The sequence below is a fragment of the uncultured Roseobacter sp. genome (assembly GCF_947493125.1).
GTDB lineage: Bacteria > Pseudomonadota > Alphaproteobacteria > Rhodobacterales > Rhodobacteraceae > Roseobacter.
Map to the genome: position 1 here is coordinate 101,046 of NZ_CANLQB010000006.1, position 26,991 is coordinate 128,036.

26 protein-coding genes and 1 riboswitch are annotated in these 26,991 nt (G+C 61.8%); of the genes, 8 read left to right on the forward strand and 18 right to left on the reverse strand.

The window, feature by feature from the left end; genetic code table 11:
* Nucleotides 1-4: 4 nt before the first annotated feature.
* Entirely contained in the window at nt 5-853 is an 849-nt protein-coding gene (locus Q1A71_RS14145; protein WP_299677351.1) for a LysR family transcriptional regulator, read from the reverse strand.
* Between the two features lie 270 nt (nt 854-1,123).
* Here Q1A71_RS14145 and Q1A71_RS14150 point away from each other — a divergent pair, with 270 nt between their 5' ends.
* The 6 genes from Q1A71_RS14150 to Q1A71_RS14175 are packed head-to-tail and all read left to right on the forward strand — an operon-like array spanning nt 1,124 to nt 7,068.
* The gene (locus Q1A71_RS14150; RefSeq protein WP_299677354.1) at nt 1,124-3,994 is read left to right on the forward strand and encodes a monovalent cation/H+ antiporter subunit A; all 2,871 of its coding nucleotides are present in this window, start codon (nt 1,124-1,126) and stop codon (nt 3,992-3,994) included.
* Nucleotide 3,995: 1 nt separating this feature from the next.
* A complete protein-coding gene (locus tag Q1A71_RS14155; RefSeq protein ID WP_299677357.1) occupies nt 3,996-4,343 on the forward strand; it encodes a Na+/H+ antiporter subunit C in 348 nt (115 codons plus the stop codon).
* On the forward strand, nt 4,340-5,887 hold the full coding sequence (locus tag Q1A71_RS14160) for a monovalent cation/H+ antiporter subunit D (RefSeq protein WP_299677360.1): 1,548 nt from the start codon (nt 4,340-4,342) through the stop codon (nt 5,885-5,887). The genes Q1A71_RS14155 and Q1A71_RS14160 overlap by 4 nt, the downstream gene beginning before the upstream one ends.
* 1 nt (nt 5,888) lies before the next feature.
* Nucleotides 5,889-6,386 carry a Na+/H+ antiporter subunit E gene (locus Q1A71_RS14165; RefSeq protein WP_299677363.1) on the forward strand — a complete coding sequence of 166 codons (498 nt, stop codon included), beginning with the start codon at nt 5,889-5,891 and terminating at the stop codon, nt 6,384-6,386.
* Nucleotides 6,383-6,670 (forward strand): K+/H+ antiporter subunit F, encoded by a 288-nt coding sequence (locus Q1A71_RS14170; protein WP_299677366.1) that lies wholly within the window; start codon nt 6,383-6,385, stop codon nt 6,668-6,670. The genes Q1A71_RS14165 and Q1A71_RS14170 overlap by 4 nt, the downstream gene beginning before the upstream one ends.
* Nucleotides 6,667-7,068, forward strand: a complete 402-nt coding sequence (locus Q1A71_RS14175; protein WP_299677368.1) for a Na+/H+ antiporter subunit G — start codon at nt 6,667-6,669, stop codon at nt 7,066-7,068. Before Q1A71_RS14170 ends, Q1A71_RS14175 begins: the two co-directional genes overlap by 4 nt.
* Here Q1A71_RS14175 and Q1A71_RS14180 read toward each other — a convergent pair.
* Nucleotides 7,054-7,995: a LysR family transcriptional regulator gene (locus tag Q1A71_RS14180; RefSeq protein ID WP_299677370.1), complete on the reverse strand. Its 942-nt coding sequence runs from the start codon at nt 7,993-7,995 to the stop codon at nt 7,054-7,056. The two genes, Q1A71_RS14175 and Q1A71_RS14180, sit on opposite strands and share 15 nt — an antisense overlap.
* Before the next feature lie 136 nt (nt 7,996-8,131).
* Between Q1A71_RS14180 and Q1A71_RS14185 the strand changes: the two genes are divergently transcribed.
* Nucleotides 8,132-9,820: a BCCT family transporter gene (locus Q1A71_RS14185; protein WP_299677372.1), complete on the forward strand. Its 1,689-nt coding sequence runs from the start codon at nt 8,132-8,134 to the stop codon at nt 9,818-9,820.
* A gap of 60 nt (nt 9,821-9,880) precedes the next feature.
* Here the strand turns inward: Q1A71_RS14185 and Q1A71_RS14190 are convergent, their stop codons facing one another.
* From Q1A71_RS14190 to cbiE, 11 genes are all read right to left on the reverse strand, one after another.
* The gene (locus tag Q1A71_RS14190) at nt 9,881-10,729 is read right to left on the reverse strand and encodes a metal ABC transporter permease (protein ID WP_299677374.1); all 849 of its coding nucleotides are present in this window, start codon (nt 10,727-10,729) and stop codon (nt 9,881-9,883) included.
* Nucleotides 10,729-11,595 (reverse strand): metal ABC transporter permease, encoded by an 867-nt coding sequence (locus Q1A71_RS14195; protein ID WP_299678090.1) that lies wholly within the window; start codon nt 11,593-11,595, stop codon nt 10,729-10,731. The genes Q1A71_RS14190 and Q1A71_RS14195 overlap by 1 nt, the downstream gene beginning before the upstream one ends.
* Nucleotides 11,595-12,500: a manganese/iron ABC transporter ATP-binding protein gene (locus Q1A71_RS14200; RefSeq protein WP_299677376.1), complete on the reverse strand. Its 906-nt coding sequence runs from the start codon at nt 12,498-12,500 to the stop codon at nt 11,595-11,597. Before Q1A71_RS14200 ends, Q1A71_RS14195 begins: the two co-directional genes overlap by 1 nt.
* Before the next feature lie 91 nt (nt 12,501-12,591).
* Complete coding sequence (locus tag Q1A71_RS14205) at nt 12,592-13,494, reverse strand: metal ABC transporter substrate-binding protein (RefSeq protein ID WP_299677378.1); 903 nt, start codon at nt 13,492-13,494, stop codon at nt 12,592-12,594.
* 108 nt (nt 13,495-13,602) lie between these two features.
* On the reverse strand, nt 13,603-14,346 hold the full coding sequence (gene cobF / locus Q1A71_RS14210) for a precorrin-6A synthase (deacetylating) (RefSeq protein ID WP_299677379.1): 744 nt from the start codon (nt 14,344-14,346) through the stop codon (nt 13,603-13,605).
* A 62-nt stretch (nt 14,347-14,408) separates the two neighbouring features.
* Nucleotides 14,409-15,086: an energy-coupling factor ABC transporter permease gene (locus tag Q1A71_RS14215; protein WP_299677380.1), complete on the reverse strand. Its 678-nt coding sequence runs from the start codon at nt 15,084-15,086 to the stop codon at nt 14,409-14,411.
* 49 nt (nt 15,087-15,135) lie between these two features.
* Nucleotides 15,136-15,318, reverse strand: a riboswitch (cobalamin riboswitch).
* A 35-nt stretch (nt 15,319-15,353) separates the two neighbouring features.
* A complete protein-coding gene (cobA, locus tag Q1A71_RS14220) occupies nt 15,354-16,073 on the reverse strand; it encodes a uroporphyrinogen-III C-methyltransferase (RefSeq protein WP_299677382.1) in 720 nt (239 codons plus the stop codon).
* Nucleotides 16,070-17,389, reverse strand: a complete 1,320-nt coding sequence (locus Q1A71_RS14225; protein WP_299677384.1) for a cobyrinate a,c-diamide synthase — start codon at nt 17,387-17,389, stop codon at nt 16,070-16,072. Before Q1A71_RS14225 ends, cobA begins: the two co-directional genes overlap by 4 nt.
* Complete coding sequence (gene cobM, locus Q1A71_RS14230; protein WP_299677386.1) at nt 17,382-18,176, reverse strand: precorrin-4 C(11)-methyltransferase; 795 nt, start codon at nt 18,174-18,176, stop codon at nt 17,382-17,384. Before cobM ends, Q1A71_RS14225 begins: the two co-directional genes overlap by 8 nt.
* Complete coding sequence (locus tag Q1A71_RS14235; RefSeq protein ID WP_366140264.1) at nt 18,173-18,547, reverse strand: cobalamin biosynthesis protein; 375 nt, start codon at nt 18,545-18,547, stop codon at nt 18,173-18,175. Before Q1A71_RS14235 ends, cobM begins: the two co-directional genes overlap by 4 nt.
* Nucleotides 18,538-19,737, reverse strand: coding sequence for a precorrin-6y C5,15-methyltransferase (decarboxylating) subunit CbiE (gene cbiE / locus Q1A71_RS14240; protein ID WP_299677388.1), 1,200 nt, complete (start codon nt 19,735-19,737; stop codon nt 18,538-18,540). The genes Q1A71_RS14235 and cbiE overlap by 10 nt, the downstream gene beginning before the upstream one ends.
* On the opposite strand from cbiE, the gene Q1A71_RS14245 reads away from it, so the two are divergent.
* Entirely contained in the window at nt 19,736-20,491 is a 756-nt protein-coding gene (locus tag Q1A71_RS14245) for a cobalt-precorrin-6A reductase (RefSeq protein ID WP_299677390.1), read from the forward strand. The two genes, cbiE and Q1A71_RS14245, sit on opposite strands and share 2 nt — an antisense overlap.
* Here Q1A71_RS14245 and cobJ read toward each other — a convergent pair.
* Genes cobJ through cobN form a run of 5 tightly spaced genes read right to left on the reverse strand, consistent with a single transcriptional unit; the run spans nt 20,464 to nt 26,990 of the window.
* Nucleotides 20,464-21,216, reverse strand: coding sequence for a precorrin-3B C(17)-methyltransferase (gene cobJ, locus Q1A71_RS14250; RefSeq protein WP_299677392.1), 753 nt, complete (start codon nt 21,214-21,216; stop codon nt 20,464-20,466). The two genes, Q1A71_RS14245 and cobJ, sit on opposite strands and share 28 nt — an antisense overlap.
* On the reverse strand, nt 21,213-21,941 hold the full coding sequence (gene cobI / locus Q1A71_RS14255) for a precorrin-2 C(20)-methyltransferase (RefSeq protein WP_299677394.1): 729 nt from the start codon (nt 21,939-21,941) through the stop codon (nt 21,213-21,215). The genes cobJ and cobI overlap by 4 nt, the downstream gene beginning before the upstream one ends.
* A complete protein-coding gene (locus Q1A71_RS14260; RefSeq protein WP_299677396.1) occupies nt 21,938-22,567 on the reverse strand; it encodes a precorrin-8X methylmutase in 630 nt (209 codons plus the stop codon). Before Q1A71_RS14260 ends, cobI begins: the two co-directional genes overlap by 4 nt.
* Nucleotides 22,564-23,700 (reverse strand): precorrin-3B synthase, encoded by a 1,137-nt coding sequence (cobG, locus tag Q1A71_RS14265; RefSeq protein WP_299677398.1) that lies wholly within the window; start codon nt 23,698-23,700, stop codon nt 22,564-22,566. Before cobG ends, Q1A71_RS14260 begins: the two co-directional genes overlap by 4 nt.
* On the reverse strand, nt 23,697-26,990 hold the full coding sequence (gene cobN, locus Q1A71_RS14270) for a cobaltochelatase subunit CobN (protein WP_299677400.1): 3,294 nt from the start codon (nt 26,988-26,990) through the stop codon (nt 23,697-23,699). The genes cobG and cobN overlap by 4 nt, the downstream gene beginning before the upstream one ends.
* Nucleotide 26,991 lies beyond the last annotated feature (1 nt).

Consider the following 26,991-nt stretch of genomic DNA (forward strand, 5'->3'; position numbering starts at 1 on the left):
TCACCTAGAGGGCGCGCAAAAATGCCCCGATCAGAGGGTCCGCCGGCGCATTCGCCATCAGGAGCGCACCTACGTCGCGGACAAAAGGCGGATCTCCAAAGGGAACCGCTCGCAATCCTGGCCAACTGCCATCGGTACCGCGACAGACGGGGATGATCGACACGCCAAGGCCTTCCCGCACCAATGTCTCAATCGCGTCGAGAGAATCGATCTCCATGGTCGCATTGACATCAATGCCTCGCGCGTCGAGGTGCGCTTCGATTGCGCTGCCCGCCCAGGTCTTGCGGTTAAACCAGATGAAGGGTTGCGACGAGAGCAGTGCACGCTCGTCTCCAGGCACATCATCGGGCGCGATGACCACGAGAGGTTCGCGCGCAATATGATGCCACCGAAGAGTTGATATCGCCTGCGGTGGGCGGGTGCAGATCGCGATGTCGAGCGCACCCTCCAGCAACTGTGCGGCTAGCTTGTCTGATCCGCCGCTGTGCACATCGATGGACAGATCGGGATGTTGCGTCCGAAGGGCCGCCAGAGCGCCGGGCAGGAAACTGCCAAGAACTGTCGGGACGGCGCCGACCCGCAAGCGCCCATGTACGACCTGTCCTGTGACGACCGTCTGCGTCGCATCAAAAAGCTGCACCACCTTGCGCGCATGATCGACAAGCGCCTTGGCCTTGGGCGTTGGCGCAGGCGGGCGAACCATGCGATCAAACAATGTCAGACCCAGCTCGTTTTCCAAGGCCTTGATTTGCAGGCTGATGGCGGAGTGCGATCGCCCCAAACGATCCCCGGCGGCAGCAAAAGACCCTTCGTCCATGACCGCGATCAATATGCGCATTTGCTGGATGTTCATGGATCACTGCGAATGTAGAGCAAGTTCGATGCGAAGGACGCCTCTTCGCTTCTAGGCCATCCGGCGTTTGCGGTCCATCTTCACGAGACCGAAAGCAACCCGTCGACAGATCCGGGAGCGAGCTGCATCCTTGGCAGCGCCGCCGGTCGGTCGCGGCTCAAAAACCTCAACGCTGCCCTTTCTAACGATTTTTGTCGGTTTGACTTGAGAACACTCACGTTCTGACACAGATAATGGTGAAATTTTCAGACCGAATGACTAGGAGTTCGTGTGTCCCTCTTCCTGATCGTCGCATTGCCGTTTTTCGGCGCACTGCTACCTGGACTGATGAATTCCGCTGGCCGCCAGGCCTGTGCCGGTCTCACCTTCACCGTCTCGCTGGCCGCTTTCATCGGGTTGCTTACCAACCTGCCGGCGGTTCTCGCGGGTGAGTTGGTCACAGCCCGCGTGGATTGGATCCCGAGCCTGGGACTGAACTTCACACTGATGCTCGACGGGCTCGGATTCTTCTTCGCGCTGCTGATCCTCGGCATCGGGTTGCTGATCATCGCCTATGCGCGATCCTATTTGTCTCGCGACGACAACATGGGCGAATTCTTCACCTATCTGCTGCTCTTTCAGGGGGCTATGGTCGGGATTGTCCTGAGCGATAACATCCTGCTTTTGCTGGTCTTCTGGGAACTTACGTCGCTCTCGTCCTTCCTTCTAATCGGATATTGGAAGCACTTGCCAGAAGGGCGGCAAGGAGCGCGGATGGCGCTGACCGTCACCGGCATGGGCGGTCTGTCGATGATCGGCGGCATGCTGATCCTCGGCCAGATCGCCGGCAGCTACGATCTGAGCGTGATCCTGCAGAACCGAGATTTGATCCAGGCGGATCCTCTCTACCTGCCCGCGCTGCTGCTGATCCTTCTGGGATGCTTCACCAAATCGGCGCAGTTCCCGTTCCACTTCTGGCTTCCCCACGCGATGGCCGCGCCAACGCCGGTCTCCGCCTATCTGCACTCCGCCACCATGGTGAAGGCAGGTATTTTCCTGATGGCGCGCATGTGGCCGGTGCTCTCCGGCACTCCCGAGTGGTTCGTTATCGTGACGACAGCGGGTCTGATCACGATGGTGATCGGTGCGGTCATCGCGCTTTTCAAACATGATCTGAAGGCGCTTCTGGCCTTTTCGACCGTCAGCCATCTGGGCCTCATCACAATGCTGCTGGGCACCGGGACCGCCTTCGGCGCGATGGCCGCAATGTTTCACATCCTGAACCACGCAACTTTCAAAGCCGCACTCTTCATGTCCGCGGGGATCGTCGACCACGAAGCGCATACCCGCGATATCCGGCGACTGGGTGGCCTGCGGCATCTTATGCCGATTACGTTCGTCATTGCGACAGTCGCTGCGCTGTCCATGGCGGGTATCCCCTTTCTCAACGGCTTTCTGTCCAAGGAGATGATGTTGGAGGAGGCGACCCACACGGTGCTGTTCGGCTCCCATTGGCTGGTGCCGGCGCTGGCGACCTTCGGCTCCCTGTTCTCTGCGGCGTACTGCTTCCGCCTGATCGGGCACACGTTTCTTGGACCTGTCCGCGATGACTACCCGACGAAACCGCACGATCCGGGCGCCGGGATGTGGTTTCCACCCGCCATTCTTGTTGTTCTCGTCGTGCTGATCGGCGTGGCACCTTTCCTTGCAGAACCGTTCGTCAAACTCGTGACTGCGTCTGTGCTCGGCGAGGCAGCCGAGGTTCCCAAGGCTTACTTCAAGATCTGGCACGGCCTTGTACCTGCGCTGTTCATGTCGGTCGCCGCGGTGGTCGGTGGGCTCTTGCTGATTGCAGTCTTCAAGCCCGCGTTGCGCTTGTGGGATGCTGCGCCGCGTCCGGAAGCCAAGACGATTTTTGAAGCCCTGATCGCCGCTGTCGTTGCGCTCGCGGAGCGCCTTATCCATGGCCTGCACAACGGGGCATTCTCGCGGTATGGAGCGATCATGGCCGCAACCGTTATTGGCGCGGGATATTATGCGTGGGCGACGGGGACCGTTGGCGCGCCAACCCGCGAGATGCAGGACATGACCCCGATGGCAGTCGCGGGGTGGCTAATGCTGGCGGCAGCGACGCTCGGTATGGTCTTTTTGCACCGCAACAGGCTGATGTCGCTGATCCTGATAGGGATCGCGGGTTTGATGGTCTCGGTCGGCTTCGTTTTCTTCAGCGCGCCTGACCTTGCGATGACCCAGATTACCGTTGAAGTGGTCACCATCATCCTGCTTCTGCTGGCGTTGAACTTCCTGCCCAACCGGACACCGGTCGAAAGCACGGTGATGCGCCGCACGCGCGACGCAGCGATAGCCCTCGCTGGCGGTCTCGCCGCGATGGGCATGGCGTGGCACTTCCTTATGCGCGACGCGGTCACCGGGCCAATCTCACAGTTCCATCTCGCCAATTCTTACAAGGGCGGTGGCGGCACCAACGTGGTCAACGTGATCCTCGTCGACTTCCGGGGCTTCGACACCTACGGCGAGATCATTGTGCTCGGTATCGCCGCGTTGCTGATCTATGCACTTACCGAGACACTGCTGTCTGGACCGGTCCGGGCGCGTCTTCTGAACCGCAAGCCCGATCAGCCGCGCGCCGGAGACATGCACCCCACAATGATGGTCGTGCTCACCCGGGTGATCATGCCCGTGGTGCTGATGGTCGGGTTCTACATTTTCCTGCGTGGACACAACGAGCCCGGTGGCGGATTCATCGCCGGTTTGGTCGTCTCTATCGCCGTCGTCATGCAGTACATGGCCAGCGGGTTCAGCTGGGCGTCGGCGCGGCTGCGCTACCCCTATCACGGGGTCATCGGAGCGGGCGTCCTGATTGCGGGCCTTACCGGGATCGGATCGTGGTTCGTCGCTAAGCCCTTTCTCACCTCGGACTTCACCTATGTGCGCATCCCGCCGTTCCAGGAGTTTGAACTGGCCACGGCAGCGCTCTTCGATCTCGGGGTCTTCCTTGCAGTTGTCGGCGCCGTGATGCTGTCGCTCGAAAGCTTTTCGCGGCTCGCCCGCCGCGCCCACGTGAAGGACCCGGAACACCCCATGGACATCGATCCCTCCCGCGACGAAACCCAAGCTGCTGCTGTGAAGGAGGGGGTGTGACATGGAACTGCTTGTTGCATCCGCCATCGGTATTCTGACCGCCGGAGGGATCTACCTGATGCTGCGGCTGCGGACCTTTCCCGTGATCCTTGGCATCTCACTTCTGACCTATGCGGTGAACGTATTCCTCTTTGCGTCCGGCAGACTCAGCATCGGGGGCCCGCCGATCCTTCGGGATGGCGTCGACTTCTACGCTGACCCGCTGCCGCAAGCCTTGGTGCTCACCGCCATCGTGATCTCCTTTGGCATGACCGCGGTGGTGGTGATGATCGCGCTTGGCGCTTACCTTGGAGCAGATGATGATCGGGTGGACGATCCCGTCGATGCAAGCGCGGGAGATGCCACATGACCCATTGGATCGTTGCGCCGATTATCCTGCCCGCTTTGCTGGCACCTTTCATCGTTCTGGCTGCCAGGTATCACATCGGCATCCAGCGCGTGTTTTCCGTTGCGGGTGTGGTGGCGCTGATCGCAATCGCGGCAGGGCTGATGTGGCAAGCCTCCGATGGAACGATCACGTTGTATCAACTTGGAGACTGGGCGGCGCCCTTCGGGATCGTGATTGTCGCGGATCGCCTCTCGACGATGATGGTGATGCTGACCGCGGTATTGGCGCTCTTTGTGTTGCTCTACGCCATTGGGTCGGAATGGGACACCCGAGGCAGGCATTTCCATGCGCTGTTCCAGTTCCAACTGATGGGGATCATGGGCGCCTTCCTGACGGGCGATCTCTTCAACCTGTTCGTTTTCTTCGAGGTCCTCCTGATCGCGTCCTATGGCCTTATGATCCACGCAGGTGGAAATGCACGGTTGCGCGCTGGTGTACAATATGTGCTTTTCAATCTTCTAGGCTCGACATTGTTTCTCTTTGCGCTCGGCGCGATTTACGCCGAGACCGGGACGCTGAACATGGCCGATCTTGCGCGGCGGGTTACCCTGATCGATGCGGGCGAGACCGTCGGCATCCGGCTTGCTGCAGTGCTGCTGCTTCTGGTGTTTGCGATCAAGGCGGCGGTACTGCCACTGCATTTCTGGTTGCCCTCAAGCTATGCCGAAGCGCCAGCACCGGTGGCCGCACTTTTCGCGATCATGACGAAGGTCGGTGCCTACGCGATCATTCGGGTCTACACGATGGTGTTCACGCCTGACCTCGAGGTCACATCGGGCCTGCATACCACATGGCTGTTGCCGGCAGCCCTGGCCTCATTGGCGATCGGCATGATCGGCATCCTGGCCGCGCGCCACTTCGACCGGCTGGTCGCGTTTGCGGTCATTGGATCAATGGGTATGGTCATGGTTGCGATTTCGCTCTTCACACCAACCAGCATCACGGCTGCGCTGTATTACACAGTACACTCGACACTTGCCGCGGCGGCCCTCTTCCTCATCGTCGATCTGGTTCGCTCCGGGCGCTCGGATCTGCGCCTGATCGCACAGCCGGTTGTTCCCGGTGCAGTCTTGACCTCCGCGTTATTTTTCGCGGCGGCGATTGCCATGGCGGGCCTGCCGCCGCTCTCAGGCTTCCTTGGCAAGCTGCTGGTTCTGGACGCGGCCTTCGACACTGCATCAGCCGCGTGGATCTGGGCGATTGTACTGATCTCGAGCCTGATTGCCGTCGTGGGATTTTCACGGGCTGGCAGCATCCTGTTCTGGAAAGCCAAAACGGTGACGGTATCAGAGGAGGAACCCAACGAAACCGCCAGCCCTCCTGCAACCTTGTCGTATGTCGCCGTGGGCGGCCTCTTGACACTGCTTGTGGCGCATACCGTCTTTGCGGGTCCTGCGACGAGCTACATGACGGCCGTTTCCGACCAGCTCTTCAATCCGGAACCCTACATCTCGACCGTGTTGGACACGCCCGGAAAATTGAGCACACCCAAGGAGGGATACTGACGTGAACGCATTCCGCTGGCTTCTTCCTCACCCGCTGCTCACGCTTTTGCTCGCAGTTGTCTGGACCCTCCTGCAGAACCAGATCTCAGCCGGGATGATTGTGTTCGGCGTGATCTTGGGCGTGCTGATCCCGTGGATTACATCGGCTTGGTGGCCTGATACACCCCGATCATTCCACGTGGGGCGGATGATCACTTACAGCATCATGGTGATTTGGGACATCATGGTCGCGAATGTGCAGGTTGCATGGATCGTTCTGACCAAGCCCAATTCCAAACTACGACCGGCGTGGATCGTCGTGCCGCTGGAGTTGCGGCAGCCTGAGGCGATAACAATCTTGGCCGGGACCATCACGCTGACCCCGGGCACAGTCTCTGCCGATCTCTCCGATGAGGGGCACAGCCTCTTGGTGCATGTTCTGCATACGGATGACCCGGACGGGGTGCGGGACCAGATCAAGAGCCGGTACGAACGCCGACTGAAGGAGATTTTCGCATGAGTTTTGCAACGCAACTGATGGATACCGCGCTGATCATCGCCTTCATTGTCGCTGTTCTGGCACAGATCATGTCTATGATCCGCCTGGTTCTGGGGCCATCGACAGGCGACCGGATCTTGGCGCTCGACACCATGGTGGTGAACGCGATCGGGTTGATCGTTCTTCTGGGCATCGCACAGGGCGTCCGCATCTATTTTGAAGTGTCGCTGATCATTGCGATGCTGGGGTTTGTGTCGACCGTGGCCTACGCACGGTTCGTTCTGCGGGGAGACATCATCGAATGAGCGGTGACATCATCATGACCTACGCCATCGCCATCAGCCTGCTGGTCGGCGCTATTTTTGCCCTCGTGGGCGCCGTCGGTCTGCTCAAATTCAACGACTCCATGACGCGATTGCATGCCCCCACGAAGGTGGGCACGGTCGGCATCGGGGCCTTTTTGCTCGCCTCCATGCTGCACTCTTTTACCTACAGCGAAGGCTCAATGCACGAACTGCTGATCATGGCGTTCCTCTTTGTCACAGCCCCGATCTCGGCCAACTTCATGGCAAAGGTGAACATCCATCGGCGCGCCTGTGACACCCCGCCAGAGCCACCGCGCGATGACACATGGTCAACGTTGAACGTGCCGGAGGAAGACAAGCATGTGGCGCCCGAGCCCGGAGCGTCACATCACGTCTGACCACCGACCGTCGTGCGCTTCGACCAAGCACCTCAAAAACTCTTCGGTTTTTCGGTCGGACGCGGGTTTCTTTCGAACAATCGCCGCAAATCTTGTCGTATAGCCTGTGTCCTCCGGTGCCACCGCCCGAACGGCGCCTTTGCGCAGAAAGGTCTCTGCAACGTGATCGGCAAGATAGCCCAAGTACCGTCCGGACTGGATCAGGAGTGAGAGGGCCTCTTCCTCCTGCACGCGCGCGGCACGTCGGATACCCAAATTCTGCCCCGCCATCATGTTCGGTGAGTTAAAGCCGTAGCCCGCGTATTTGTACTGCGCTAGATTGAGGTCTTCAGCCCGCATGGTCGTGTCCACCTCGAAGAGCGGGTGTCCTTCGCCGCAATAGAGCGTCATGTGCTCTTCATAGAGCGGCGTGTACTGCAACGCGCTGGACTGGCGATGGATCGGCACGATCGCAATATCCAGCGTCCCGTCGGTTACGCGTGCTTCAAGCACGCTTGGCGGCGCCAATGCTATTTCGAACGCCACATCTGGAGCCGTCGTATCAAAGGACCGGATAGCCTCGTGCACGTGTGCGTGGGGGTTTGTCGTCGACTGGTCGAACAACCCCAGCCTCAGCGTGCCCGTGAGATGTATGTGAATGTTGTCGATATGCGCCTTAAATCCGTCAATCGCTGCCAGCAGCTCATGCGCCGCGTCAAGCACCTGCTGACCTTCAAGGGTCAGCGAAAACCCGGAGGGTCCTCTGTTGCAGAGCTTCAGGCCAATGCGCAACTCCAGGTCGGAGATATGTTTCGAAATGGTCGAGCGCCCGATGTTCAGCTCAAGTTCAGAAGCCGCGAACCCGCCGCACTCGGTGACCGTGATAAAGACACGGATCAACCGGATGTCCACATCGCTCAGCGACCGCAAGAGTGCACGTTTGGCCATCTAAGGTTTCCATATTATCAAACTATAGTTAGTAATGTTGCCGGTTATCAAACACTATACAAGTTATAGTCTTGCCCCTACCATGACACCCGCGGGCATCTGCGATGCAAGCCAACAGGGAACAGGGAGACAATAAATGTCCATAAAACCCCCACTATCGGATCTGCCGATCAAGACCGCCGACACCGGTTTTTATCGGGGATTCAGTGTTAACGTCACAGTCGTGAGTAAGATTATTATCAGCATGCTGGTGGTATGGTGTATCGTCTGGCCGGCCCAGGCGGGCACCATTCTGGGCAACTGGAACACAGCCATTCTGGCGCAGTTTGCCGCATGGTACATCTGGGTCGTGACCGCATTCGTGCTCGTATGCATTGGCTTGGCAATCTGGCCGACCGCCGGACGCTTGAACCTCGGAGTCGAAGGCGAAAAACCGGAGTTCTCGAATTTCTCATGGTTTTCCATGATGTTCGGTGCCGGGATCGGCGTCGGCATGCTGACATGGGCCGTGGCGGAGCCTGTCGCGCACTTCAAGAACAACCCCTCCGTCATCCAAGGCGTCACAACCGCGCTTGAGGCGGACAACGTGCGCACGGCCTATGTCTGGTCCTACCTGCACTGGGGTCTGGGCGCCTGGGCGTGCTATGCGATTGCAGGTCTTGCGCTGGCCTTCTTCAGCTATCGCCGGGGGCTGCCGCTGACGATCCGCTCCTCCCTCACGCCTCTGTTCGGCAAGTCGTTGTCCGGCACCGTCGGCCACATCATTGATATTGTGGCGGTTGTGGCGACGATCCTTGGTGTTGCGCAAACCCTGGGCTTTGGTGTGGAGCAGTTTGTTGCAGGCCTCACCCGGATCGGTATTGGCGGACTTGCCCTGGAAGACGGCTCTGCGACGACACTTGGGATTGTGATTGCCCTGCTCGTTATCATGGGGGCGTCCACGCTCTCGGCGCTGTCCGGCGTTGGCAAGGGCATCAAGTGGCTGTCGAACATCAATATGGTGCTGTCGATCTTCCTGCTGGGCTTCTTCATCCTCTTTGGGGCGACCTGGTTCGGGGCAACGGCGTTCTTCGTTGGCATCCGGGATTATCTGGTCGCACTGCCGTGGCTGAGCTTCAACGTCTATACATCCGATGGCGTCGAAGGGTCCGAGGCCTTCCTGCTGACCCAGTGGCAAGGCTGGTGGCCCGTGTTCTACTGGGCCTGGTGGATCGCGTTCGCACCCTTCGTGGGTCTATTCCTTGCACGCATCTCGCGAGGTCGGACAATCCGCGAATTCGTGCTGGGCGCGATGATCGTTCCGTCGCTGATGTGCTTTGTCTGGTTCGCATGGGCCGGTGGCACCGCCATTGACCTGGAGCTCAACGGCGAAGCCAATGGCCTCATCCTCGATGCCGCCAACGGCGACAAGATCTTTGCGATGACCGAGTTCATGCTCGCCCCCATTGCCCAAGCTCTGGCCTGGGGCATGGCGGTTGTGATCGTGGTTCTGCTGATGACCTTCCTGGTGACATCCGCAGACTCCGCGGTTCTGATCGTGAACACCATCAACGCAGCGGGTGACGAAGGCCCCAAAGCACGTCCGCACATCCTGTTCTGGGGTGCTGCCCTTGCACTGGTGGTCGGCGGGTTGCTGATATCCGGAGGGACAGGCGCCATTCAGACCGCCATGGTGATCGGCGCCCTGCCCTTTTCCATCGTTATGGCGCTGATGTGCATCGCACTGATCAAGGCGATCTTCAACGACGGACGTCGTGAGGCCGCCGGCGTGCCGACCACGTTCGACCAGATCGACGACGACATGTCGGCGAGCCCTGCTGAATAAGCCGACCATCCAAAAAACAGGAAAGCCCCGCGGACTGCGGGGCTTTTTTCGTCGATCAGGTCAGCCCTTCATCACCCGTCGTCGAGACATACGCCGGGTCTGGATCTGTCTCCGACCAAAAGCGGCGACGAACATTGCCGTCAGGATCAGCACAATTGTTGGCGCCGGCGCGCTGTCGAGGAAGAAACTCGCATAGGTGCCCAACAGCATCGCCGACATGCAGACCAGCACAGAGACCCAGAGCATTGTCGAGAATTTGCGCACCAACAGAAACGCGATTGCCCCCGGCGCGATCAAGAGGCCAATCGCGAGGATCAGTCCCGCCGCCGAGAGGGTGGCAACGATGGTCAGCGACAACGCGGCCAACAGCCCATAGTGCAGCATGTTGACCGAGAGCCCCGAGGCTTGCGCCTGAGCTGGATCAAAACTGTGCAACAGCAGATCCTTCCATTTCAAAACAAGCATCAGCCCAACCACGGCGGAGATGAGCCCAGCCGTCCACAACTCATCAGGTTCGACGCCGAGCATATTTCCGAAGAGGATATGGTCCAGATGCGCATTGGTCTCGACAGCGACGTACAGCACGAGACCGACACCAAACATGCCGGAGAAAACGACGCCCATAACGGTATCCTGTTTCACACGGCTGTTGGTTGCGAGATACCCGGTGGCGACCGCGCAGGTCATGCCTGCCGCGAAAGCCCCGATGATCAGGGGAATGCCGAAGATATACGCGAGTACGATCCCGGGTAGGACCGCGTGGCTGACAGCGTCCCCCATCAACGCCCAGCCCTTCATGACCAGGAAGCATGAAAGCAGCGCGGTCGGAATCGAGACAATGATGGAAATCAGGAAGGCATTCTGCATGAAGCCAAAGGCAAACGGCATCAGGAGTGTTTGAAGGTCCATCAGGCGGTCTCCTCGGCCCGTGACACAGCAGCTCTTCCGCGGCGGCGCGCTGCGAGGAGGCCATGCTTGGGTGCGAAGACGAAGGCCAGCAGGAAAATCATCGTTTGCAGCGTGACGATGATGCCCCCTGTTGCGCCATCCAGATAGTAGCTGATGTACGCGCCGGTAAAGCTGCTGAGCGCACCGATGGCGACCGAGGTGGCGATCAATCGCGGGAAGCGGTCACAAAGCAGATAGGCGGTCGCGCCAGGCGTCACCACCATGGCGATCACCAGAAAGGCGCCGACTGTCTGCATTGCCGCCACGACACAGGCTGACAGCAGAATAAAGAAAACTGCTTTCAGCAGTCCCGGGCGCAGACCGACAGCGCGGGCGTGGTTTTCATCGAAAAACGTCACCATGAGGTCTTTCCACTTCAGCAGCAAAACCGTCAGGGAGATCACGCCGATCAGCGCCAACTGCAATGTATCTTCGGGTGTGATCGCAAGAATATTGCCCATCGTGATCGTCTGGATCGACACGGAAATCGGGTTGATCGACACGATGAAAAGGCCCAAGCCAAAAAAGGATGTGAAGATCAGACCGATAATGACGTCCACCTTCAATCCTGATCGCTCTGACAGAAACAGCATTGCCGCTGCGGCCAATCCGCCGGCCAGAAATGCACCCAGGGCGAAAGGCAGGCCGAGAATATACGCACCAGCCACGCCCGGAACGACGGAGTGAGACAGTGCGTCCCCAATCAGGGACCAGCCTTTGAGCATCAGGTAAGCCGACAGGAACGCACAGACGCCGCCGACCAGCGCGGATACCCACATCGCGTTGGTCATGTAGGTGTAACCGAAGGGCTCGAGCAGCACGTCCATCATGAGCCTTCGCCCTGATCCGTACGTTGCGTCTTTTCTCCGTATTGGACGAAAGGTCGTTCATCATCGGTGAAGATCGTCACTTCGCGCGCGTCTTCGTCGTCATGCAAGGTGGTACCGCCCAGTGTGAAGTGCCGCAGCACGCCACCGAAGGCCTGTTCGAGGTTTTCACGGGTGAAGGTCGTTTCCGTGAGCCCGTAGGCCAGCACGGTTCCCTTGACCAGCACGGTGCGATCACAAAACTCCGGCACGGACCCGAGGTTATGTGTCGAGACCAGCATGACCCGTCCTTCTGCACGCAGATCACGCAGCAGGGCCACGATCTGCTCTTCCGTCTTGACGTCGACGCCGGTGAAGGGTTCATCGAGGAGTATGACCTGCCCATCCTGCGCAAGAGCGCGGGCGAGAAACACCCTTTTGCGCTGACCGCCCGAGAGTTCCCCGATTTGGCGATGTCGAAAGTCCTGCATATTGACGCGGACCAGTGCCTCGTCAACCGCCGCGCGATCTGCGGACCGCGGGCGCCGCAGAAACCCCATATGGCCGTAGCGCCCCATCATCACCACATCTTCAACGAGGACGGGGAACGCCCAGTCGACCTCTTCGGATTGAGGCACATACGCCACGAGATTGCGGCTCAGCGCATCGCGCACACTCATACCCAGGATGCTGATCTCGCCTTGGGACGCGGGGACAAACCCCATAATCGCCTTGAAGAGCGTCGATTTGCCGGCTCCGTTCACACCGACAAGTGCCGTTACGGTCCCGCGCGGAATTTCAAAACTGGCGTTCCAAAGGGCCGTATGACCATTGCGGTAGGTCACGGTCACATCCTGCGCGCAAAGCCCTTTGCCGCCGGCGCCATGTCCCGGCGGCCACTCCGATTGGGCCAAGTCGTCACGCATCTCTTTGTCCTTGCGTAAAGGCGCACCGGTTTCCCCGATGCGCCTCAGATCGCCACTCATGGCATGCACTTGGTTCGTTGTCGTCGAGCAATCAATTCATCGCCTCCGCAAGTCCCTGTGCAAGTGTGCTCGAGGTGACTTTCAAGAGGTCCAGATATGTGGGCACCGGGCCGTCCGCGTCGCTGAGGCTGTCCACATACAAAACACCGCCATAAGCCGCTCCCGTCTCCCTAGCGACTTGCTCGGCCGGTGCGGTGTTCACGGTGCTCTCACAAAAGACGACCGGGATATCGTTGTCACGGACTCCGTCGATAACCGATCGCACCTGCTGGGGTGTGCCCACCTGATCCGCATTCATCGGCCACAGGTAGAGTTCTTTCAGTCCGAAGTCGCGCGCCAGGTAGCTAAAGGCCCCTTCGCAGGTCACCAGCCAGCGGCGGTTCTCGGGAATTTTTGCGACAGCTGCGCGCAACGGTTCAATCGTGGCGCGCAGTTCGTCTTTGTAATCCGCCGCATTTTGCCTGTAGGTTTCAGAGTTCTCAGGGTCCGCCTCGACAAAAGCAGCCGTTATATTGTCAATGTAGACCAAGGCGTTATCCAATCCCATCCAGGCATGGGGGTTCGGCTTGCCTTCGTACGACCCCGAGGCAATCGGGATGGGGTTGATCCCATCGGTCAGGGTAACCGACGGGATATCGTCCATATTGGACAGGAACTGCTCGAACCACAGCTCCAAGTTCATTCCGTTCCACAGGATGAGGTCCGCGTCCGAGGCGCGAACGATGTCTTGCGGCGTCGGCTCGTACCCGTGGATTTCCGCGCCCGGCTTGGTGATGGAGACCACCTCCGCGGCCTCTCCCGCCACGTTCGAAGCCATGTCAGCAAGCACGGTAAAAGTCGTCACGACCTTCATCTTGTCGTCCGCAAAGGCATTGGTCGCCAAAACCGAAGCCGTAAGGGCAACCGAACACAGTTTGAATAGTCTTTTGAGCATCCAACTCTCCTGGATTGAACACGATCTTGTATCTGTAAATGCAAATCACTCGCAACTGTCAAGTGTTTTTGAGAATGAGTCGCAAGATTGTCCGATATCAACGACGCATCAGTTCGTATTGCGGCTGAGAAGATAGGTGTCCATGATCCAGCCGTGCCGCGCTCGCGCAGCCTCTCGCGCTGCTAGAATCCGACCGGTCGCATCCGCTAGAAGGCCGTGTTCCAAGATCTGCTCCGGCATGCCGAGATAGGCGCCCCACCAAATCCGCAGATCAGATTGATCGAGGGTCTGAAAGCTCGCCTCTCCGTCCAGCATCACAACGAGACGATCAGCACCAACTGGCCAGCCATCATCCCGCAGGCGCCGGCCTGTGGTGATGCAGATCGGCCCATTCACCTGATTGAGCGGGATCACATGGGCCGCGGTCAGGGCTTGCACCGCAGTGATCCCAGGTATCACGCGGATCGCTGCTCGCGGGGCTAGCCGCTCCGCGATGCGCAGCGTGCTGTCGTAGAGCGAAGGATCCCCCCACACCAAAAGCGCCACAGGACCTTGGCGCATGGCGCCCGCGGCTGCCGCCTGCCAGCGCCGGGCGATCTCATCGTGCCAGCGCGCCACCCTCTCCAGATAGGGCAACGCGGGATCCCGCTCCGGATAGTCGAACGGTATGACCTCCGCAGAGGAGCCCGCCGCTTCGATGATCTGATAGCGGAGCTGGGCCAGATCGTCCTTTCCAGAACCCTTTTGCGGGACCAGGATGACCGCGGCCTCCCGGATCGCTTCCAACCCTTCAAGGGTGACGTGTCGGAGCGATCCTGTCCCGATCCCGATCAGCCAGAGCGTCCCGATCATCATTCTACCCGCAAAAACAGCCCGAACCCGCTCAAGAGATCCGGGCTGGCCGTGCGCATCGATCAGGTTGCGCTGTAAAGGCGACGGGTGAAGAGGCCGGACAGCTTGTGGTCTCGGACTGCCTTGGCTCCAGCCAAAACAGCCAGATCGGCGATCGGCTCAATAATCACAACCAGCATATAGGCCACGCCGAAGGTCCAGACCGACTGCCACGTGTCCGCGCCCATGCCCTGACCATAAAAAGCCCAAAACGCGACCCAGGCGACAACCCCACCCTGATACATCACGGACAGCTTGAAGACGTCAGAGTAGGCCAAATCCACGTAGGCCTTGCCTTTGGGGATAAGCCGATGCGCCAACGCAGAAATCGCAAACAGCGGGACAAGCAGCGTCGTGACATTCACGAAGTACATCGGAAGGTCGCTTGGCGCGAAGAACGCGCCCTGGATCAACAAGCCCACCGCAAGGCCGAGTGCTGCGGGTGCGGCGCCCATAAGCAGAAAAAGTGTGGTGCCCAAGATGAAATGCACTTCGGAAATCCCGACCGGGAAATGAGGCAGCACTTCGAAGAAAATGAACGTGCCAGCTGCGGCGAGAACCGTCCGCACGGCGAAAGAGCCGACATTGTGCGTTTTTAGGTCCTGAAGCGCGAGCTTCGCCGTGTATCCCGCCGCTCCGGCGGCTGTTGCGTAGGCAAAGGCCATTTTCGCTCCGTCGACGACCCCTGGTTCGATATGCATGTCTGATCCTTTCTGTCCTGCCCCTCCGGCAGATAAATATCCGTGGCTTCACGGGTTGGCGCTTTACGGCAGGTCTCCTGACTTGCGGGTCTCGGCACTCAGGTCCTTCCCAGCACGACAGCCAGTGGATCATCCTGAGCGCTCATCGCTTACAGTTGCGGGGGCAGTCTGGGACTTTCACCCAGTTCCCTTTTCAGCCACATGCCGTGGCACCGTGTCTTAGTCGTATCCCCGATGCACACGCGCGAACAAGCGCAAAAGCGACTTTCAACTCTCGGCAAACGGCCCATAGAGAATCAGAGCAGGTTGATCGCTGATCTCTTCCGCCAACTGATGGGCCAACTTCGCAACAGTCGTGCGCTGAATGTTCTGATTGGGTGTACTTACACTCTCGGCGAGAATGGCCGGGGTATCGGCGGGCAATCCACGCGCCCTGAGTGCCTCGAGCAGCTTGGGAAAGGTACGCTTTCCCATGAAGACGGCGGTGGATGCCTTCGGATCGGCCAGAGCCGCGAGATCAAGGTCCTCCGGCAGGTGCCCGCTCACATCATGTCCAGTGACGAATTGCACCCGCCGCGCTGTCAGGCGGCGCGTCAACGGAATCCCGGCCGCCGCCGCGGCGGCGCAGGCGGATGGCACACCGGGCACGATCTCGTACGGGATATCCGCCTCTCGCAGCGCCACAAGCTCTTCTTCCAAACGCCCGAAAAGGCCACCGTCGCCGGACTTCAGGCGAACGACGCGCTGATCCAACTGCGCATAGTCCACAAGAAGCCTGCTCACGTGATGCTGCTTTGGGGAAGGCCGTCCTGCCCGTTTTCCGACACCCACAAGATCAGCACCCGCGCGCGCATGGGTGAGGATCGGGCCAGAAGAGAGATCATCAAAGAGCACGGCGTCCGCGCGTTTCAGACGGTCGACGGCTTTCAGGGTCAGCAGTTCGGGATCGCCAGGGCCCGAGCCGACAAAACTGACAAAACCTGTCACGCGGCGTCCTCCGCAGAGATCAGATGGAAAAACGTCCCCGTCACCATGCCGCGCGCAGAGCCCGTCTCGGGAACAGGATTGCCATCGGCATCCGCCACCTCAGCCAGCGGAGCATCCGGTTGCTCCAGAATGGTTGAGTAGTGGAACTCATGCCCTCGCAGAGCCGTGCCGGGCTCATGCCCCGGCAGCCCGGCACGCAAGACCGCTCGACGGTAACCAAGGTGGAATTTGCGCTTCTCATAGCTTGTCACCAGCCCGAGCAAACCCGCCATTTCGTGCCGCACCCCGTCCTTGTCGATGAGGGCGGCGCCCAAGGCCATGTAGCCACCGCATTCGCCGTGGATTGGCCGCGTCTCGGCATGAGTGCGCAGCGCTGTCTTGAAGCGGGTAGCGGCGGCGAGGGTCGCGCCGTGCAACTCCGGATACCCACCGGGCAACCAGACCAGATCCGCAGAGGGATCTTGTGACTCATCAGCCAGTGGCGAAAACGGCGTGATCTCTGCGCCGGCACGCCGCCAGCCTTCAAGGATATGGGGATAGGTGAACGAGAACGCAGCATCCTGCGCGAGCGCTATACGTTGCGCCGGAGGGGGCGGAAGGGCCGTGGCACCGACCACTGTTTCCCGGCCCTGCGCCGCGTTTCGAAGTGCGGCGATATCCACGTGTTCTTTCAAAAAAGCCGCGTAGCCCGCAATCGCAGCATCAAGGTCTGGATGCTCGATGGCCTGGATGAGGCCGAGATGACGCTCCGGCAAGGTCAGATCTCCGCGCCGTGGCAGGACACCAAGGACACGCACGCCCGCTGCCTCCATCCCCAGGCGCGCGAGACGCTCATGCCGGGGCGATGCGCAGCGGTTCAGGATGACCCCGGCAAAGGGAATGTCGGGATTGTAGGCCTGAAACCCCAGCGCTGTCGCCGCGGCTGACTGCGCCTGCCCGCTGACATCCACAACCAGAACGACGGGCCATCCCATGGCCTGCGCGGTCTCGGCGCTGCTGCCAAAGCCGATCTGGCCCTGCGTCGCCACACCGTCGTAAAGACCCATGGAGCCTTCGGCGACACAGATGTCCGCGCTATTGGCCTCTGCCGAAATTGCAGCAAAAAGGGCCGGTCCCATAGCCCAGGTATCGAGATTGAAGGATGCGCGCCCACAAGCCGCCTGATGAAAGGCCGGGTCGATATAGTCGGGCCCGGACTTGAACGGCTGAACGCGCAGACCATCCTCCGCAAACGCCCTGAGCAGCCCCAGCATAACGGTGGTCTTGCCTGTGCCCGACGATGGTGCAGAGATCAGGATGCCCGGCCGCTCAGTCATCGCCATGGCTCCACGTTGCCCAAGGGCTGTCCGCAGTTTGCGGTCGGTAACGACGGTCGTAGTCGGCAGCGTAGAGACAGCTCTCCTCGAAGCCCTCTCCGGCCAGCGCGGGGCCCACCAGGATAAGCGCAGTGCGCGAAATGGCGGCATCGAGCCGCGTCGCAATATCAGCCAGCGTGCCGCGGACAATCCGCTCATCGGGCCAACTGGCGCGATACACGACCGCCACCGGACAGTCTATGCCATAGGCCGGGGTCAAATCACGGATCACGGCCTCGAGGTTTTGGATCGACAGATGGATCGCAAGCGTCGCCCCCGTTGCAGCGAAATTCGTCAGCGTCTCGCCCTCCGGCATGGACGACGCGCGACCGGGCGTCCGGGTCAGAACCACTGACTGGGCGAGCCCCGGCAGGGTCAGTTCCGTACCCAGAGCAGCGGCGGCTGCCGAGAACGACGGGACCCCGGGGGTGACTGAGACCGGGACACCGGCGGACCGCAACCGGCGGATCTGCTCGCCCATTGCGGACCAGACGGAGACATCGCCAGAGTGCAACCGGGCGATATCCTGTCCCGCATCATCAGCAGCAATGATCTCTGAAACGATCTCGTCCAGCGACATCGACGCCGTATTCACGATCCTCGCCCCTTCAGGACAGTGACCGAGGATCGCCTCGGGCACCAGCGATCCGGCGTAGAGGCACACGGGGCAGGCTGCAATCAGATCCCGCCCCCGCAGCGTCAGAAGATCAGGCGCGCCAGGACCGGCGCCAATGAAGTGGACTGTCATGTGTTCTCTCTGATGGCCAGTGCGCAGGTTGCAAGTTTGTCGGCAGACACCTGTCGGGCAGTCAGCAACCGCGCCCCATCACCTGCCACCGCAAGCGCCGCGGCCTCCGCCACCGACCCCGTCCCAAACCTCTCCTTGGATGCCGTGGATTGCGTGATGGTTGTCTGCTGTTTCAGGATATCGGCGGGCACAGCCTTCACCGGCAATCCGATATCCTCTGCGAAAAGCCGAAACGCCTCTGCCGCCGCTTTGTCATCGACGGTGGCCAGAAAGGCAGGTGATACCGCTTCACAAGCCCGTTTATAGGCGTCCTCCAGACTGCCCGCCGTTGCCTCTTTCCGGAACCCAAAGCCTGCCACGATCATAAACATGCGCTCCATTGAACAATGGGGTAGCTGGACTTCCAGCCCCGCTTCGATCCCAGCGGTTCAGCCGCCGACAACTCAAGCCGGGTCAACGACCCGCCCCGTCTTTGCTGAGCTTGCAGCAAAAGCGACTCGGTCTCCAGCGTTACCGCGTTGGCCACCAGTCTTGTTCCCGGTTCAAGATGCCGTTCGAGCCAATGCAAAAGATCGGCGGAAAGCCCGCCTCCGATGAAAACAGCCTGCGGTTTTGCCTGAGCTTCAAGCGCGTGCGGCGCGCCACCCTCGACAACGGAGAGCCGGTCAACGCCGAGCCGGGTGGCATTGGCCGAGATCCTTGCGGCCCGGTCCGCGCGACGTTCGAAGCTGATGGCCTCGCAGGTTGGATGCGCCAGAAGCCATTCGATGGCAATGGACCCTGAACCACCGCCAATGTCCCACAGCAGTTCGTGCCGCTGCGGAGCGAGAGCTGCCAGCGTCATTGCGCGCACAGGCTGCTTGGTGATCTGGCCATCGGCGTCAAACCAGGCATCCGGGCGCCCGCTGGCCAGAGGCAGCGCAGACCCTTCGCCCGCGACCTGTACCGCAACACAGACGGGATGATCGAAGCCACCGGTTTGTAGCGCGTCGGCGCGGACCCGCGTCACCCGCTCGCGTGACCCTCCGAGCGCTTCCAACACGATCATCTCGGACTGTCCGAACCCTTCATCCGAAAGATAGACCGCCAGCTCCGGCACGGCTGCACCATCGCGCAACAGCACAATGATCCGCGAGTCGGGCGCAAGATAGGGGCGCAGCCGCGTCAGAGGCGCCGCATGCAGCCCATGGCACGTCACCTGCTCCAGAGACCATCCCAAGACGTTGGCGGCCAGTGAAAAACTGGATGGGCCGGGCAGGCTTTGCCACTCTTCCGGCGCCAAGTGCCGCGCCAGCGTGCCGCCTGCGCCAAACCAGAAGGGATCACCGGAGGCAAACACGACAACCTGCCTGCCCTGCAGGTCCAGAAGTGGCGCGATGCCGTCGGAAAACGGGACGGGCCAGGCCCGCGTTTCGCAAGGCATGTCACCGATCAGCGCCAGATGTCGCGATGGGCCAATGACGATTTCTGCGGCTTCAAGTGCGGTTCGACTTGCGGCGCTCAGACCTTTGAGGCCATCTTCGCCCAACCCGATGATGGTCAACCAAGGAGCCTCAGACATGGCGCCCAACCTGCTGGTTCTTGGCGGCACAACCGAAGCCACCGCACTGTGTCGCGCGCTGGCCGAGACCGGGCTTCGTGGCACCATATCCTTTGCAGGGCGGGTGGCCCGACCCGTGCGCCAGCCCCTGCCCCAGCGGGTCGGTGGCTTCGGCGGCGTCGATGGGCTGGGGCGGTATTTGCATCGTCACGGTATCACGCATGTCGTCGATGCCACCCATCCCTTTGCCGCACAGATGAGCCGCAACGCGATTGCGGCCTGCCGTGCCGCGCAGTTGCCGCTGGTCGCGCTGACGCGTGCCCCATGGGTCGCGGGGCCGGGTGACTGTTGGACCCATGTTCCGGGCATCCCCGAGGCGGTTGCCGCGCTGGACCAGCCCGCAGAGCATGTGATGCTTGCGATCGGCCGGCAGAACCTGCCCGCCTTCTCCGTGCGACCGCAGCACCGCTATCTTCTGCGTCTGGTCGACCCCCCGGCGTCGCCGCCGCCGTTTCCGGATCATCACGTCATCATTGATCGCGGGCCGTTCTGCGTCGAGAGCGACCTGGCCTTGATGAAGGAGCACGGCATCAGCCTTGTCGTCTCCAAAAATGCTGGTGGCACAGGTGCTTATGCAAAGATCGCCGCCGCACGGATTCTGGGCCTGCAGGTGATTATGATCGACCGACCATATGTGCCGCCGCGCCCGGAGCTGCATGAGATCAGCGCGGTTCTGGACTGGATCGCTCATGCGCCCACCGATCTCGGAGTGTAGACAATCGGAGCGCCATCACGCGGGATCAGACGCGTGTTGGAGGCACCGACAAGGACCATCGTGCGCATGTCCGCCATCTCAGCAGTCGCTTGGACGAGCGGCACAACGCGGATATCTTCGTCCGGCGTCGACACGGCCCGCGCAAAGACAATCAGGCGATCGGTCGCGCAGATCTCCTTGAGAAGAGTCAGCGCCTTCCCAAAGCCTTCGGGTCGTGCCTTCGAGCGAGGATTGTAGAACGCCATCGCAAAGTCGGCCTCCACCGCCAGCCTCAGGCGACGCTCAATGAGGCTCCAGGGTTTGAGATTGTCGCTGAGATTGATGGCACAGAAGTCATGACCCAACGGCGCCCCGACGCGCGCTGCCGCGGCCAGCATCGCGGTGATGCCCGGGGCTACGCGGATATCGAGGGTCCGCCAGTCGGTGGGGCCCGCCTCCACTGCCTCGAAAATCGCGGCAGCCATGGCAAAGACACCGGGATCGCCGGAAGAGACCACAACGACCCGCCGTCCGTCAGCCGTCATCTCCAGTGCATGCCGCGAGCGGTCGATCTCCGCGCGGTTGTCGCTGGGATGCAGACGCAGCCCGTCTCGCTCCGCGACCCGCGCAACGTACGGGCCATAGCCGACAACATCGGTGGCCGCGTCCAGGGCGTGTTGAACCTCAGGGGTGATCAACTCGGGGTCTCCCGGTCCCAGACCCGCGATGACCAGCCAGCCGCTCATGGTCTGCGGCCCTGTCCATGCACGACAATGATGGAAAAGTACGGCGTCACCTTCTCACCCGCATCGGACAGTTTTTGAACGTTCTGTTGCGGCATGCTGGCATATTCGATCAACCAGGCCGCGTCGAACTTTCCCGCGGCCTTCAATGCTGATTTCACTTTCTCGATGTGCCGCCCGATTTTCATGACCACAAGCGCATCACTGCGCGTCATCGCTTCGCGTAAGGTCGCTTCGGGCAGAGTCCCCATGAGAACGGTCAGGATGTCATCACCCCAGGTGACGGGCTGGCCGGTGGCGGTCCAGGCGCCCGACATGCCGGTGATTGCGGGGACAACCTCGACCGTCAATCGGTCTTTCAGCCGAGTGTAGAGATGCATGAAGGAGCCGAAGAAGAACGGATCGCCCTCGCAAAGCACGACGATGTCCTCGCCCGTCTGCGCGATCTTGCGCAGATGGTCCGTGCATTCGGCATAGAAAGAGGAGAGCATCTTGTTATAGGCCGGGTCTTCGAGCGGGACTTCAGTCGTCACCGGATATTCCATCGCAAATTCAATGGCATCGTCCGGCAGCAGACCGTCGACGATACGCCGCGCCTGACCGGATCGACCAGCTTTGCGAAAAAACGCGACATGCTTGGCAGTCCGCAGCAATCGGTCAGCGCGCACGCTCATCAGCTCGGGATCGCCGGGTCCCAGACCCACACCATAGACGATGCCCGTGCTCATTCCGCGCGGCTCGCGATCGCGTTTATGGCAGCGACCGTGATGGCGCTGCCACCGAGCCGACCCTTTACGATGCAGCAGGGCACGGGCTGATCCGCCCAGAGCGCATCCTTGCTTTCCAGGGCACCCACGAAGCCCACTGGGCAGCCGATGATTGCCGCAGGTCGCGGGCATTCAGGATCCTGCAGCATGTTCAGAAGGTGAAAGAGAGCCGTGGGTGCGTTGCCGATGGCAACCAGCGCACCACTCAAATGCGGGCGCCAGAACTCAAGGGCCGCGGCAGACCGGGTGTTCTGCATTTGCGCGGCAAGGTCTTTCACACCCTCGTCGTGCAGGGTGCAGATGACCCTGTTTCGCGCTGGCAGGCGGGGTCGTGTCACCCCCTCGCTGACCATACGCGCATCGCAGAGAATGGGTGCACCGGCGTCCAGGGCCGCCCGCGCGGCCACGGCAAACCCGGGTGAGAACCGGATGTGCTCCTCCAGGCCAACCAACCCCGCGGCGTGGATCATGCGCACTGCGATCTGCTCTTCGTCGGGCCCAAACCGCTCCAGATCGGCCTCTGCCCGGATTGTCGCGAAGGACTGCTTGTAGATCGCAGCGCCGTCGGTTTCATAGACATAGGTCATACGTGGGTCTTCAGTTCTGCCAGGATTTCTTCGGGCCGTAGCCCCGTTTTGTGCGGGGCATCCCACGGGTGGCCGTCGCGAACAAGGTCAAAACGCCCGTCCCGCCCGATCAGGGTCAGGTTCGCAGGCTTTCGATAGGCACAGGACTTGGCGCAGCCCGAAACATGCACGCTGCCGGGGGTTTCCGCCGCCAGACGCCTCGCCAGCGCGCGTGTTTCGACCGGGGCGCTGGTGCAGAACGGAGCCCCGGGGCAAGCATGGGCGGTCAGCAGCGGCGATCCGGGCCGACTTATGAACTCGGCATCGACAACATCGGAAGCGCCCTCCAGAAGCACCATGCGCCAGGGGGTGACCCGCAGGGCTTGCGCCTTGCTCCCGGTCATGACGCGCTGCAACGCGCGCGCATCGACTTGCCCGAACGCAATCCCGGCGAGGCACCCCATGGGATGCAGGCCGGGCGCTGGCCGTAACCCGGGCGGTTGCTTCGTCGTCGTTTCCCACTCCGCGGGCAGGCCCACACGCCGAACAGTCTGTGCCAACCGGCGTTCACCGTCGGTGCGACGCTGCAGAAACCAGGCGATCACCTCCGAGATGGCGGAGACGAGACCATTGGGTCGCACCGACCGTCCGGCCTCTGCGCCATCCGCCCGCACACTCAGACCGGATGCCACACGCTCCACGCGGATGTCTGCTGAGGCGTCCTGCAGCAGCGGTGCCGCGCCCGTATCGACCGCGAAGCCGAACTTCGCCGGGAGATCTGGAAGCTGTGCAAGTGCCGCCAACAGATCACCGGCGATCCGGTGGCTGATGTCGCCGGGTCTCCAGAAAGGGGTGATGAGGATGTTCCGCCGCGCTTCGGTCTGGGGGCTATCATCAAGCAGTCGCAGGTCGCGCAGCGCCAGCAGAACCTGCTCGTGATCACCTTCGGCGACACCGCGGATCTGCAGATTTGCCCGGCTGGTCAGGTCGATAAACCCGTTGCCATAGTTCAGCGCCGTGTCGCAGAGCCCGTGCACCTGGTCTGCCGTAAGACGCGCAAAAAAGGGGCGCACCCGGACCACCAGCCCATCGCCCGACATCATCGGACGATAGGCACCGGGACACCATCCCTTCACCGTCGGAGCCGGTGTCATTGCGCGGCCTCCAGCTGTGCCAGAATGGAATTGCGCCGCGTCGCCCAGAGCCCCGCAGCGTGCAGTTCCGCAAAGCGTGCCTGCATCGCCGCATGAGCCTCCGGATTGGCGTCTCGCAGAAAGTGCTCGGTTTCCGAATGGCCCAGCGTCGCGTCATGATAGAGGTCGAAGAGATGCGGCGAGACGACACCAGCAAGGTGCGCGAAGGCTGCCATGTGATCCAGGGTGGCGGCAATTTCAGCCGCTCCGCGGAACCCATGTGCGCGCATCCCGGCGATCCAGGCGGGGTTGGCAGCGCGTGCCTGCACCACCCGGGCCACCTCCTCTGACAGCGCCCGCGCTCGGGGTCTGTTGGGATCGGTGTTGTCCAGATGATAGAGCGCGGCGGCGCCGCCGGTGACGGCCTGCGCTGCGGCAAACCCGGCTTCGTGCGCGGCGTAGTCGGCGGCCAGAAGAAGGTCCGTCTCCGGCAGGTCCTGCGCGTGCACGAAGCTGTCTGCAGCCGCCACGCGGGCCCGGAGACCAGCCTCCCGGTGGGTCGCGTCCTCGCCGTCCAAGGCCCAGGCGCTGGCGTTGAGCCAAGCCTGCCCTGCTGCCACGCGCCCGGCCGGGCCATAGGTCTCGGCTGCATCCACCATGCCAACGCCGAAGCTGCCCGGTCGCGGGCCGTAGACCCGTGCGAGATCCTCGCGACCCACGTAGGGGTTCCAGTCCGCCGCTTCATCCCGCATCGCCAGAACACGGACCGCCTGTGAAAACAGCGCCGAGAGCGTCGGGAACACATCGCGGAAAAGGCCGGAGACGCGCAGGGTCACGTCAATGCGGGGGCGGTCGAGGTCGGTGATCGGCAGCACTTCGATGCCGGAGACGCGCTCGGATCCGCTGTCCCAGACCGGGCGCGTCCCAAGCAGATGCAGCGCCATGGCAAACTCCTCGCCAGCGGTGCGCATGGTGGCCGACCCCCAGAGGTCGACAATCAGACCCCGCGGCCAGTCGCCTGCCTCCTGCAGATGTCGGCGGATCAGTTCGTCGGCGAGCTTTATGCCTTGCGCATAGGCCGCGCGGGTCGGGACTGCGCGCGGATCGGTGGTGTAAAGATTGCGCCCCGTGGGCAGCACATCCATGCGACCCCGGTAGGGTGAGCCCGAAAGTCCCGCCGGGATCCGTCTGCCAGCCAGGGCATCGAGCAGCGCCTGACGTTCGGCGGCGACGGAGGCGCTGGTCTCGAAGGGAGCCGCGCCACGTGCCGACCGGCCCCAGATATGCAGCCCTTCACCAAACTGCATCTCTTTGATATCGCAAACAAAACGATCAATTCGCGTGATCGCCTCGGCATCGCATCCGGCGCGATCCAGACCGAGGTCATCTTCGACACCAAGCGCTTGCGCCTCGTCGCGAATGTCGATCTGAAGACGGTCCCGGCGGCGCGGGTCCAGGCCATCGGCATTGGAGAATTCATCCAGCAAGGCTTCCAGACGGACCAGCCGATCGGGCGTGCCGCTTTCCCGCAGGGGCGGTGGCACATGGCCGAGGGTGATCGCGCCGATGCGCCGTTTGGCCTGCGCCGCCTCGCCGGGGTCGTTCACGATAAAGGGGTAGATGATCGGCAGGCTGCCGGTCAGAACCTCCGGCCAACAGGCATTCGACAAAGCGACGGATTTCCCCGGCAACCATTCCAGCGTGCCGTGCGCGCCGATGTGGATCAGCGCGTCGGTCTCCGACTGCAGCCAAAGATAGAAGGCGACGTAGCCATGGCGGGGCGTGCGGGAGAGGTCGTGGTAATCATCACGTCGTGTCTCGGGTTGGCCCCGCTCCGGCTGCAGAAGCACCATCGCCTTGCCAGCCTCGGTCACGGGGAACTGGAAGGCGCCATCCTGCACCAGCGGGTCATCCTCAGGGGCGCCCCATACCGTCATGAGGTCAGTGCACAGGGCCTCCGGCAGGCGCGCCAGCGCGGCGCGATAATCCGCCAGACTCCAACGTCGGTATAACGTCGGTATTACGTCGGTATTGCGTCGGTGCGCCGTCGGTATATCGTAACCTGCGGCCTGAAGGTCTGCGAGGATGGCCTCCGCGGAGGCCGGCGCATCGAGACCAACCGCATGGCCCCGGTTCCAGTCCTTGCCCGGATAGGTGGAAAGCACGAGCGCGACGCGCCGATCCTCAGCAGGCGTCCGCGCCAAGTTCACCCAACCGTGCACGCGGTCTGCGATGGCGTCGATGCGGTCTGCAACCGGCGCATGGGCGTAGCGGGCATACTCCAGGTGCGGGTCCCGCACCCCGGGTTCCTTGAAGGAGGCGACCCCTCCCATGATCCGGCCATCGACTTCGGGCAGCACGACATGCATGGCCAGATCGGCAGCGGAGAGGCCACGCTCGGCCTGTTCCCAGGCCTCGCGGGTCGAGGTCGCCAGCGCGACCTGGAAAACCGGCACATTGCCTGCATCCAGCGGCGAGGCACCATTCTCTCCCTTGCCGCTAAACGCGGTGGCATTCACGATGGCGGCAGGTCTGAGATATGCCACCTGACGGCGCAGCCAGCCTGCGGCTTCAGGCGCTTTCAGCGAAGGGGCGAAGAGGCCGAGCACCTCGTAGCCGCGTGCGCGGAAGGCGTCGAAGAGCGCCTCGATCGGGGCAAGGTCAGCGGCGACCAGATAGGAGCGGTAAAAGGTGATCAGAAGCCGGGGCTTGTCAGACGCCGGTTGCGCGAGAAGCGGACAGGTCACACCATGCTCTGGTGTCCAGGCGCCGACCAGCGGCAAGGACTTGGCGCCGCGTACGGGCCCAGCATAGAGCCCGGCGGCCAGCGCCATCTGCGCCACTCCGGCCTGGGCGGCCACGACACCGCCGGTGTCGCAGAGATGTGCGAGCCGCCGCAGCGTTGAGACCGGCAGCGTCGCATAATCGTCGAGCCGGGTGTCGATGCGCCCGTCGGCGGGCAGCACCGCGAGCGCGATGCCCTTGCGCATCGCAAGCGCGCGCACCTGCTGCAGCCCATAGGACCAGTAGGGTACGCCGCCGATCAGACGGATCAGGATGCCCTTGGCGCCCTCCAGCGTTTGCTCGACGTAGGTGTCAACGGAGAGCGGATGTTTGAGGGCCGCGAGATTGGCGAGCCGCAGTGTGGGCAGCCTGCCTTCCGGCCCGCCGCCACGCCGCCAGGCTTCCGCGAATGCGCCAAGATCGCTGTCGGAGAAGGACAGCACCACCAGATCTGCGGGCGTCTGCCCCAGATCGGTAGGCGTCTCGGTCTCCTCGAGCCCGTGGCTTTCGCGGAAGACGACGTGCATC